The following is a 9,654-nucleotide window of genomic DNA, read 5'->3' on the forward strand; positions in this document are numbered from 1 at the left end:
AGCCATTAAGGGTACGTGTGACGGGCCAGCCGGCGGACCGGTCAGCAGACCTCTTCGAGGTCGCGCCAGTCCCGGGTGTCGGGGCTGTCGGCGACCCAGCCGTCCAGCAGCCCGCGCACCAGCCCGTCCGGGGCGGCGATGCCGCATTCGCGCTCGGGGACCCAGAGGGTGCCGGCGCTGCGGTGGCTGAGGTGGCCCGGGTGGCCGGGCTCGCTGTGGTCGTGGGGGTCGCGGGCCGAGTCGGAGCCGGACCCGTCATCGGTCTGCATACGGCCCTCGGAGCACGTACGACACAGCAGGCGTACGGAGGACGACCAGTCCTCGGCGGCGAACCCGGCGTCGGCGGCGAGCCGCTCCAGGGCGTCGCGGTCGGCCTCGGTGGCGGCTTCCAGGAGTACGAGCCAGGTGGGCACCGGGGAGGGCGCCCAGAGCTCGATCTCGTCGAAGACGGGGTACGAGGCGCCGTCGGCGGTGGCGCGCTCGCCGTGCGGGACGCCGTCGTGCAGGACGACCTCGCCCCAGCGGCGGCCGGAGGACGGCAGCGGGATGCTCAGCACCTCGATCCGGGCCGGGTCGAGCCGGCGGCCCCAGACGACCTCGGCCTCGCCTTCCGGGGAGAGCCGGACGGCGGCGCTGCCCAGCTCCATCTCCAGCTCGCCCTCAGCGACCGCGTCGGGCATCCGGAGGCCGTACGCCTGCCAGGCGCGGCGGGCCAGCGGCCAGTCCTGCAGGGCGGTGGCGGCGATGCCGACGTTCCACCAGTCGGGGGCGCCGGGGGCGCGGTCCAGGAGGGCGACAGCACGCAGGCCCGCAGTGCGGGCCTGCTCCCAGTCGTGCCGGAACTTGTGCAGCAGGGCCAGGTTGTACCAGGACTCCGAGAGCCAGGGCTCCAGGTCGGCGGCACGGGTGAGCAGCGCGCCGGCGTCCTCGTACCGCCCGTCGCCGATCAGCGTGAAGGCACGGTCGGTCGCCTGCCGCCAGGTGGCGGAGGGCCGGTGCCGTACTCTGCTGAAGATCCTCAATGTCCCGCCTGCCGCTGTCCGGTTGGTGCGCTTCCTCTGCCATCCTTCTTGCCATGGCCGTGTGCTGCCACACACTGCCGGGCTTGTCGGTTTGGCGGCTTAGCGACATGCTGCCGCTCAGCGGCATCCAACCATGCCTGCGGGGGCTGCCGCTCCTTACCGTCCGGTTCCGGCCCGGACGGTAACAACGGGCCTGGTCAGCGCCTTACGGAGCGTGCGATCCGGTAGCGGCTCCGGAAGCCTCGCCGGCCTCCACGGCCGGCTCCGGTACCGGCGCGATCTCGCCCGCCCTGATCAACTCGATCCGGGTGAGCACCTTCGCACGCAGGTCCGACGGCACGTCGTCATGGCCGCAGCACCGCTTGACCAGCTTCTTCACCGCCGCCTCCAGCCCGTACTTCTCCAGGCAGGGACGGCATTCGTCGAAGTGCTGCTTGAACTTCTTGCAGGCGTCGTCGGACATCTCGTCATCGAGATACTCGTATAGGTGATCGAGTACTTCGGAGCAGTCCGTCTCATGCGGGTTTCCGCAGCTCATGTGCCCGAGCCCTTCTCATCTCCCGCGCCCGCCGGGACGAGCCCGCGTTCCCGCGCATAGTCCTCAAGCAGCGAGCGCAGCTGTCGCCGCCCCCGGTGCAGACGGGACATCACCGTTCCGATGGGGGTTCCCATGATGTCGGCGATCTCCTTGTACGCAAACCCCTCGACGTCGGCGAGATACACGGCGATCCGGAACTCCTCCGGGATCGTCTGCAGCGCCGTCTTCACATCGGAGTCCGGCAGGTGATCGAGCGCCTGGGATTCCGCCGAGCGCAGTCCGGTCGACATGTGCGACTCGGCGCGCGCCAGCTGCCAGTCCTCGATCTCCTCCGTACCGCTGCGCTGGGGTTCACGCTGCTTCTTGCGGTAGGTGTTGATGAAGCTGTTGGTGAGGATGCGATACAGCCAGGCCTTGAGGTTCGTACCCTCACGGAACTGGTGGAAGGACGCGTATGCCTTCGCGTACGTCTCCTGCACGAGGTCCTCGGCATCGGCCGGATTGCGGGTCATACGCAGCGCGGCCGAGTACATCTGGTCGAGGAACTCCAGGGCGTCACGCTCGAAGCGCGCGCTGCGCTCGGCCTCCGACTCCCGGGGACCATCGGCCGTGCTGTCTTCGGTGCCGGTGACCGGACCCACCTCCTCGAAAACGGTCACGGGGCCAAAACCGGTCCCGCTCGTTTCGGAGGATATCCCGCCGGAGATCGGCGTGCCGGGCGCGTCCACCGCAGCGCCCCCTACCGGCCACTGCGGCCACGACAGATATGGCGCTTCGGCGCGGGGCTGGCATGCGGATGAAACCATGCGGCTCTGCCTTCCTCACTCGTGCGTAGACGTATACGTATCGACGTCCCGCACAACACGCCCGGCCCGCCGCTCATTCCCCCCGGCCCAGCCACTCCGCCACGGCGTCGGTCAGCAGCGTGAGGGCCTGCTCCTGTGTGATGTCCGCCGACTTCGGCACCGCGAAGCCGTGGTCCGCGTACGGCACCTCCACCAGCTCCGGCCCGGCCGGGAACTCCGCCGGGCGCCCGAAGGGGTCGCGCCCGCCCTGTACGACCAGGGTCGGCACCCCGGCGGCGAGCGGCGCGAGCAGCTCGTCGGCCCGGGACTTCTCCGGCTTGCCCGGCGGGTGCAGCGGGAAGGCCAGCGCCAGCACCGCGCGGGCGCCCAGCTCCTCCGCCGTCCGGCACGCCACCCGCGCCCCCGCACTACGGCCTCCGGCCACCACCGGCACCCCCGGCTTCGCCAGCGCCGGCCACACCTCCCGCCACCCCGCGTCCAGCACCCTCGGCGCCGGCGCCAGCCGCTTCCCCGCCACCCGCCACGGCTGCTCCACCAGCGCCACGGCGATCCCCTGCCTCGGCAAGGCCGCCGCCAGCGCCTGCAGATCCCGCGCCCCGATCCCGCCCCCCGCCCCATGGCTGACCGCCAGCACGATGCGCGGCTTGCGCGACCGGTGCCAGGTGATGCGGGCGTCACCCGCCGCCGTCCCGACGATCTCGGTCTCGATCTCGATCTCGCTCACGCCGCGAGTCTCCCACCGCACCCGGCGACGGGCCCGCAACACGACGGCGGGTGGCCGGCGGGAGAGCTCAGAACAGCGTCTCCTCCTCCGGAGCCGGAAGCGGCTCCACCAGCTCGGGGCCGTTGTTACGGACGTTGCTGACGTCGGTGCGGACCGGGTAGGCCCGAAGGATTCCGGCGGGGGGCGGGGTGAGGAGGGCGTCCGTACGGGAGGGGGAAAGCCAGTCGTCCCAGCGGTCCGGGGTCAGCATGAGCGGCATGCGGGGGTGGATGTCGGCGAGGGAGCGGGGGCGGTCGTCGGGGGCGGGCTCGGCGAAGGGCGCGGTGTCGGCGGCGGTGGTGATGACGGTGCAGGTGACCCACCAGGCCCGCTCGTGGTCGTCCGGGAGCGTGCGGTCGCGCCAGAACTCGTACAGACCGGCCATGGCCATCACGGAGCCGTCGACGGGCGTCACGAAGTACGGCTGCTTCCTGGGGCGCTTCTTCTTGCCCTGCTCCTCGAGCTGGCGTTCCTCGGGCGCGGTGACCCACTCGTAATAGCCGTCCGCCGGCAGCAGGCACCGCCGCGAGGCGAAGGGGCGCCGGAAGGACGCCTTCTCGTGCACGGTCTCGGCCCGGGCATTGATCATCTTCACGCCGACGTCAGGTGACTTGGCCCACCCCGGCACCAGCCCCCAGCGCATCGCGCGGAGCTGCCGGACGACCTCGCCGGTCTCCTTGTCGGGGCGCTCCAGCACCGCGTACGTGGTGTCCGTGGGCGCCACGTTCCAGTTCGGGGCGAGTGCCTCCTCCGGATCCCACTGCCGTACCTCGAACAGACCGACGAGATCCTCCGGCCTCCGGCTCGCTGCATATCGACCGCACATAAGTGCCAGATTGCCACGGCACGCTGACAGCTCGCCGTCGTATGGTGCCCTGCGTGCAGCTCACCGATGTGAACAACGTCTGGAACGAACTCGTCGGCACTCAGCCCGACCCCTCCTCATGGCTGGTCGCAGGCACCGCCCTCGTCGCGCTCGCCGCCATACTGCCGCACGGCATATGGCGGCTGACCCGCAACGCGATCACCATCGCCCACGAGGGCGGCCACGGCCTGGTCGCCCTGCTGAGCGGCCGCCGCCTCGACGGCATCAGGCTGCACTCGGACACCTCGGGCCTGACCGTCTCGCGCGGCAGGCCGACCGGCCTCGGCATGGTGCTGACCGCCGCCGCCGGCTACAGCGCGCCGTCGCTGCTCGGCATCCTGGGCGCGGTGCTCCTGGCCGCCGGTCACATCACGGCGCTCCTGTGGGGCGCGACGGCACTGCTGATCGCGATGCTGGTGATGATCCGCAACGCGTACGGCGCGGTGACCGTCATCCTCACGGGCGCGGCCTTTCTGCTGGTGTCGTGGCTGACCGGCCCCGCCGTGCAGGCGGCCTTCGCGTATCTGGTCGTCTGGTTCCTGCTGCTCGGCGGCGTACGCCCGCTCTTCGAGCTGCAGCGCAAGCGCCGCCACGGCGGAGCGCCGGATTCGGACGCCGACCAGCTCGCACGGCTCACGCACACACCGGCGGCCCTGTGGATGCTGCTCTTCTACGCCATCGGGCTCATCGGCCTCTTCGGCGGCGGCCGCTGGTTGCTGGGCCTGTAAACCAACGCGGGAGGCTTACCAGAGGTCTGTTTCCCACAGGTTTCGCCCGATACGATCAAGATTCTCCCTCGACGGCAGCCACTAGGCTTGGGTTCCATGACCGGTAACACCGCGCACACCACCCTGTGGCCCGCACCCATCGCGTCCGGCCCCGTCGACGCGACGGTCACCGTGCCCGGGTCGAAGTCGGTCACCAACCGCGCCCTCGTGCTGGCCGCGCTCGCCTCCGAGCCCGGCTGGCTGCGCCGTCCGCTGCGCAGCCGCGACACCGTGCTGATGGCCGAGGCGCTGCGCGCCATGGGCGTCCAGATCGACGAGACCGTCAATCCGTACGGCGGCGAGGCCTGGCGGGTCATCCCGGCCGGGCTGCACGGCCCGGCCACGGTCGACGTCGGCAACGCCGGCACCGTGATGCGCTTCCTGCCCCCGGTGGCCGCGCTGGCCGACGGTCCGATCCGCTTCGACGGCGACCCGCGTTCGTACGAGCGCCCGCTGCACGGCGTGATCGACGCGCTGCGCGTGCTGGGCGCCCGGATCGACGACGAGGGGCGCGGCTCGCTGCCGCTGACCGTGCACGGCGGCGGGGCGCTGGACGGCGGGCAGGTGTCGATCGACGCGTCGTCGTCCTCGCAGTTCGTGAGCGCGCTGCTGCTGTCGGGGCCGCGCTTCAATCAGGGCGTCGAGGTCCGCCACGTGGGCCCGAGCCTGCCCTCCCTCCCCCACATCAAGATGACGGTCGAGATGCTGCGGGCCTCCGGCGCCAAGGTCGACACCCCGGAGCACGGCGGCGAGCCGAACGTCTGGCGGGTCGACCCCAGCGCACTGCTCGGCAGCGACCTGACCGTCGAGCCCGACCTGTCCAACGCCCAGCCCTTCCTGGCCGCCGCGCTGATCACCGGCGGCCGGGTCACCATCCCCGACTGGCCCGAGCGCACCACCCAGCCCGGTGACGCGCTGCGCGAGCTGTTCACCCGCATGGGCGGCTCCTGCGAGCTGACCGAGAAGGGCCTCACCTTCACCGGCACCGGCCGCATCCACGGCATCGACGCCGACCTGTCCGACGTCGGCGAGCTCACCCCCGGCATCGCCGCCGTCGCCGCGCTGGCCGACTCCGAGTCCGTACTGCGCGGTGTCGGACATCTGCGCCTGCACGAGACCGACCGGCTCGCCGCCCTCACCAAGGAGATCAACGAGCTCGGCGGCGACGTCACCGAGACCGAGGACGGCCTGCGGATCCGCCCGCGCCCGCTGCACTCCGGCGTCTTCCACACGTACGACGACCACCGTCTCGCCACCGCCGGCGCCGTCCTCGGCCTGGCCGTGGACGGCATCGAGGTGGAGAACGTCGCGACGACCGCCAAGACCCTCCCCGACTTCCCCGAGATGTGGACCGCCATGCTCTCGCCCGTGCGGGCCTGAGGGCCTGCGGTCATGCGTCGCTACGGCAAGAACCCCGACGAGGACGACATCCGGTCCCGCCCGAACCCCAAGGGCAACCGTCCGCGCACCAACATCCGCCCCAAGCACGAGGACGCCGCCGAGGGCATGGTCCTCACCGTCGACCGCGGCCGGCTCCACGTCCTCATCGACGACCGCCAGATCGTCGCCATGAAGGCCCGCGAGCTGGGCCGCAAGAGCGCGGTCGTCGGCGACCGGGTCGCCGTCGTGGGTGACCTCTCCGGCGACAAGGACACCCTCGCGCGAATCGTCCGGGTCGAGAAGCGCGACTCCGTCCTGCGCCGCACCGCCGACGACGACGACCCGTACGAGCGCGTCGTCGTCGCCAACGCCGACCAGCTCGCCATCGTCACCGCCCTCGCCGACCCCGAGCCCCGCCCGCGCATGATCGACCGCTGCCTGGTCGCCGCGTACGACGCCGGGCTCGACCCCCTCCTCGTCCTCACCAAGTCCGACCTGGCCCCGGCCGAGCCGCTGCTGGAGACGTACGGGCCGCTGGGCCTGTCCTACGTCGTCACCAACCGGGACGACTTCCTCACCGGCGGCGTCGACCAGATCCGCGAACGCCTCAAGGGCCGCATCACCGCCTTCGTCGGCCACAGCGGCGTCGGCAAGACCACGCTGGTCAACGCCCTGGTCGAGCGGCAGCGCGCCACCGGCATCGTCAACGCCGTCACCGGCCGCGGCCGCCACACCACGACCTCCGCCCTGGCGCTGCCGCTGCCGGGGGACGACGGCTGGGTCATCGACACCCCCGGCGTCCGCTCCTTCGGCCTCCACCACATCGACCCCTCGCGCGTCATCCACGCCTTCCCCGACCTCGAACCGGGTACGGAGGACTGCCCGCGCGCCTGCAGCCACGACGAACCGGACTGCGCCCTGGACGCCTGGGTGGCCGCCGGCCACGCCGAACCCGCCCGGTTGGAGTCCCTGCGGCGGCTCCTTGCGACGCGAGAGCGCAGGGAAGGGGACTGACCCCTGTTTTCCGGGCATGCTGTGTGATGATCGCTCATCACACGGGATCCACAGGAACGTAACGGGAGGGCATTCGATGGCCTGGCTCCTCGTGGTGGTCGCAGGCATCCTCGAAACCGGCTTCGCCGTCTGCCTCAAGCTCTCCCACGGCTTCACCCGCCTCTGGCCCACCGTCGCCTTCTGCCTCTTCGCCCTCGGCTCCTTCGGCCTCCTCACCCTGTCCCTGAGGAAGCTCGACGTCGGCCCCGCCTACGCCGTCTGGACCGGCATCGGCGCCGCCGGCACGGCCATCTACGGCATGGCCTTCCTGGGCGACATCGTGTCCACCCTGAAGCTGGTCTCCATCTCCCTGGTCATCCTCGGCGTCATCGGGCTCCAGCTGTCGGGGTCGGCGCACTAGCCACCGTCCGCCGGTCACCACCCGCGCGGCGCCAGCAACCCCCGTACCAGCCGCGCCACCTGGAGGCAGGCCTCCTCGTCGTCGGCGGCGGGAGCGACGACGTACGAGAGAGCGAGGCGGACGGCGGCCTCGCAGGTCCAGGCGATCTCGGCGGGGTCGAGCCTGGGGAAGCCGCCGGCGAGGGCGACTGCGGCCCGGGACCGGATGGCGGCGATGACCTCGGCGGAGGTCAGGGGCTGGTCCTCCTTGCGGGCGCGCGGCCCGCGCTGGGCGGGGACGGCGATGACGGCGGCGGCCGGGACGCGGTCGCCGCGGCAGCCGGTGAGGGTGGCGCGGACCAGGGCGTTGCGGCGGGCGGTGTGGAGCATCCAGGCGGTGGCGGCGGCGAAGCAGTCGCCGACGTCGGCGCCGAGGCTCCCGGCGGTGGACAGGGCGTGGTCGAGGCCGTCGAGGAAGTCGTCGGCCTCGCGGCGGGCCAGGGCGCGGGCGATGCCCTCCTTGCTGCCGAACTCGTTGTAGAGGGTCTGCCGCGACACTCCGGCGGTGGCGGCCACGTCAACCATCCGGACTGCACCCCAGGGCTGCTCCGCGAGCGCCAACAGGGCCGCGTCGAGCAGCGATTCACGTGCTGTGGGCATCGTCGCCTCCACGACCCGGGAGACGGGGCCGTCCGGTCAGAATTGACGCGCGGTAGGCCCGTGTCAAGGCTCCGGGCGCTCCATGCGTGACCGCGACGGCATGCGATCGATACTGTTCGCTTCATGCCCGACTTCAACGACGACCTGCGCCTCGCGCACATCCTGGCTGACGCCGCCGACGCCGCGACCATGGACCGCTTCAAGGCACTCGACCTCAAGGTCGAGACCAAGCCCGACATGACGCCCGTCAGTGAGGCGGACAAGCGGGCCGAAGAGCTGATCCGCGGCCAGCTCGGCCGCGCCCGCCCGCGCGACGCGGTCCTCGGGGAGGAGTACGGCACTCAGGGCACCGGTCCCCGCCGCTGGATCATCGACCCCATCGACGGCACCAAGAACTACGTACGCGGGGTGCCCGTCTGGGCCACCCTCATCGCCCTGAACGTGCGCGGCGACACCGGTGACGAGGGCGTGGTGGGCGTCGTGTCGGCGCCGGCGCTGGGCCGCCGCTGGTGGGCGGCCAAGGGCACGGGCGCGTACACCGGCCGCAGCCTGTCCTCCGCGACCCGGCTGCACGTGTCGAACGTGCGCAACCTGGAGGACGCCTCGTTCGCCTACTCCTCGCTGAGCGGCTGGGAGGAGCAGGGCCGGCTCGACGGCTTCCTCGACCTGACCCGCAAGGTCTGGCGCACGCGCGGCTACGGGGACTTCTGGCCGTACATGATGGTCGCCGAGGGCGCGGTCGACATCTGCGCCGAGCCGGAGCTCAGCCTGTGGGACATGGCGGCCAACGAGGTCATCGTCCGGGAGGCCGGCGGCCGCTTCACCAGCCTCGACGGCCTCCCGGGTCCCTACGGTGGGAACGCGGCGGCCTCGAACGGGCTGCTGCACGAGGAGATGCTGGGCTACCTGGGGCGTTCGTAGCCCCGGCCAATCACTCTGCGCAGTGCCCTTGCTGCGCCACGCGAAGCATGTGAACATGAGAATGCCCGAGCTTGTGAACTTGTGAAAGCAATCTCAAGGGGTACTTCATGCTCGTCCGTGACGCCATGAGCACCGTCGTCCTCACCATCGGACCCACCCACACCCTCCGCCAGGCCTCCCAGCTGATGTCCGCCCGGCGGGTCGGCGCAGCGGTGGTCCTCGACCCCGACACCTACGGACTCGGCATCCTCACCGAACGTGACATCCTCGACGCGGTCGGCGCCGGGCTCAGCCCCGACCTGGAGACCGCCCAGCGCCACACCACCACCGACGTGGTCTTCGCCGCCCCGCAGTGGACCCTGGAGGACGCCGCCGCCGCGATGGTGCACGGCGGCTTCCGGCACCTGATCGTGCTGGAGGGCAACTCACCGGTCGGGATCGTCTCGGTGCGCGACATCGTGCGCTGCTGGACGCCAGTGCCCCTCGAAACCGCGTCCATGGCCTAGCCGCAAAAGCCGGCCGGGGTCAGGTCCCTGGACG

The 9,654-nt window shown here is 71.6% G+C and carries 12 protein-coding genes; 6 read left to right on the forward strand and 6 right to left on the reverse strand.

Features of this window, described 5'->3' with window-relative positions:
* Positions 1–41: 41 nt before the first annotated feature.
* The 5 genes from ACFXJ5_RS26420 to ACFXJ5_RS26440 form a co-directional block, all read right to left on the reverse strand.
* The gene (locus tag ACFXJ5_RS26420; protein WP_384635854.1) at positions 42–1,022 is read right to left on the reverse strand and encodes a tetratricopeptide repeat protein; all 981 of its coding nucleotides are present in this window, start codon (positions 1,020–1,022) and stop codon (positions 42–44) included.
* 205 nt (positions 1,023–1,227) lie between these two features.
* Positions 1,228–1,560 carry a mycothiol system anti-sigma-R factor gene (gene rsrA, locus ACFXJ5_RS26425; RefSeq protein ID WP_384635857.1) on the reverse strand — a complete coding sequence of 111 codons (333 nt, stop codon included), beginning with the start codon at positions 1,558–1,560 and terminating at the stop codon, positions 1,228–1,230.
* Complete coding sequence (locus ACFXJ5_RS26430; protein WP_384635905.1) at positions 1,557–2,201, reverse strand: sigma-70 family RNA polymerase sigma factor; 645 nt, start codon at positions 2,199–2,201, stop codon at positions 1,557–1,559. The genes rsrA and ACFXJ5_RS26430 overlap by 4 nt, the downstream gene beginning before the upstream one ends.
* Positions 2,202–2,439: 238 nt before the next feature.
* On the reverse strand, positions 2,440–3,090 hold the full coding sequence (locus ACFXJ5_RS26435) for an alpha/beta family hydrolase (protein ID WP_384635859.1): 651 nt from the start codon (positions 3,088–3,090) through the stop codon (positions 2,440–2,442).
* Between the two features lie 67 nt (positions 3,091–3,157).
* Positions 3,158–3,955, reverse strand: coding sequence for an SOS response-associated peptidase (locus tag ACFXJ5_RS26440; protein WP_384635861.1), 798 nt, complete (start codon positions 3,953–3,955; stop codon positions 3,158–3,160).
* 53 nt (positions 3,956–4,008) lie between these two features.
* On the opposite strand from ACFXJ5_RS26440, the gene ACFXJ5_RS26445 reads away from it, so the two are divergent.
* The 4 genes from ACFXJ5_RS26445 to ACFXJ5_RS26460 all read left to right on the forward strand — a co-directional run bounded on the left by ACFXJ5_RS26445 (position 4,009) and on the right by ACFXJ5_RS26460 (position 7,555).
* Entirely contained in the window at positions 4,009–4,722 is a 714-nt protein-coding gene (locus tag ACFXJ5_RS26445; RefSeq protein ID WP_384635864.1) for a M50 family metallopeptidase, read from the forward strand.
* A gap of 96 nt (positions 4,723–4,818) precedes the next feature.
* On the forward strand, positions 4,819–6,141 hold the full coding sequence (aroA, locus tag ACFXJ5_RS26450; protein WP_384635867.1) for a 3-phosphoshikimate 1-carboxyvinyltransferase: 1,323 nt from the start codon (positions 4,819–4,821) through the stop codon (positions 6,139–6,141).
* 12 nt (positions 6,142–6,153) lie between these two features.
* Complete coding sequence (gene rsgA / locus ACFXJ5_RS26455) at positions 6,154–7,155, forward strand: ribosome small subunit-dependent GTPase A (RefSeq protein WP_384635870.1); 1,002 nt, start codon at positions 6,154–6,156, stop codon at positions 7,153–7,155.
* Positions 7,156–7,231: 76 nt separating this feature from the next.
* Complete coding sequence (locus ACFXJ5_RS26460; protein ID WP_384635873.1) at positions 7,232–7,555, forward strand: DMT family transporter; 324 nt, start codon at positions 7,232–7,234, stop codon at positions 7,553–7,555.
* A gap of 14 nt (positions 7,556–7,569) precedes the next feature.
* Here the strand turns inward: ACFXJ5_RS26460 and ACFXJ5_RS26465 are convergent, their stop codons facing one another.
* The gene (locus tag ACFXJ5_RS26465) at positions 7,570–8,193 is read right to left on the reverse strand and encodes a TetR family transcriptional regulator (protein ID WP_384635876.1); all 624 of its coding nucleotides are present in this window, start codon (positions 8,191–8,193) and stop codon (positions 7,570–7,572) included.
* Between the two features lie 123 nt (positions 8,194–8,316).
* Between ACFXJ5_RS26465 and hisN the strand changes: the two genes are divergently transcribed.
* Both hisN and ACFXJ5_RS26475 read left to right on the forward strand, forming a co-directional pair.
* Entirely contained in the window at positions 8,317–9,114 is a 798-nt protein-coding gene (gene hisN / locus ACFXJ5_RS26470; protein ID WP_384635879.1) for a histidinol-phosphatase, read from the forward strand.
* Positions 9,115–9,221: 107 nt separating this feature from the next.
* Positions 9,222–9,620: a cyclic nucleotide-binding/CBS domain-containing protein gene (locus tag ACFXJ5_RS26475; RefSeq protein WP_384635882.1), complete on the forward strand. Its 399-nt coding sequence runs from the start codon at positions 9,222–9,224 to the stop codon at positions 9,618–9,620.
* Positions 9,621–9,654 lie beyond the last annotated feature (34 nt).

The sequence above is a fragment of the Streptomyces sp. NPDC059373 genome (genome assembly GCF_042751495.1).
In the GTDB taxonomy this organism is placed as follows: domain Bacteria; phylum Actinomycetota; class Actinomycetes; order Streptomycetales; family Streptomycetaceae; genus Actinacidiphila.

What these genes read in the sequence shown, in the direction of transcription:
- rsrA (WP_384635857.1), bottom strand. Translation starts at nt 1,560, where the DNA reads ATGAGCTGCGGAAACCCGCATGAGACGGACTGCTCCGAAGTACTCGAT.
- ACFXJ5_RS26440 (WP_384635861.1), bottom strand. Translation starts at nt 3,955, where the DNA reads ATGTGCGGTCGATATGCAGCGAGCCGGAGGCCGGAGGATCTCGTCGGT.
- aroA (WP_384635867.1), top strand. Translation starts at nt 4,819, where the DNA reads ATGACCGGTAACACCGCGCACACCACCCTGTGGCCCGCACCCATCGCG.
- rsgA (WP_384635870.1), top strand. Translation starts at nt 6,154, where the DNA reads ATGCGTCGCTACGGCAAGAACCCCGACGAGGACGACATCCGGTCCCGC.
- ACFXJ5_RS26460 (WP_384635873.1), top strand. Translation starts at nt 7,232, where the DNA reads ATGGCCTGGCTCCTCGTGGTGGTCGCAGGCATCCTCGAAACCGGCTTC.
- ACFXJ5_RS26465 (WP_384635876.1), bottom strand. Translation starts at nt 8,193, where the DNA reads ATGCCCACAGCACGTGAATCGCTGCTCGACGCGGCCCTGTTGGCGCTC.
- hisN (WP_384635879.1), top strand. Translation starts at nt 8,317, where the DNA reads ATGCCCGACTTCAACGACGACCTGCGCCTCGCGCACATCCTGGCTGAC.
- ACFXJ5_RS26475 (WP_384635882.1), top strand. Translation starts at nt 9,222, where the DNA reads ATGCTCGTCCGTGACGCCATGAGCACCGTCGTCCTCACCATCGGACCC.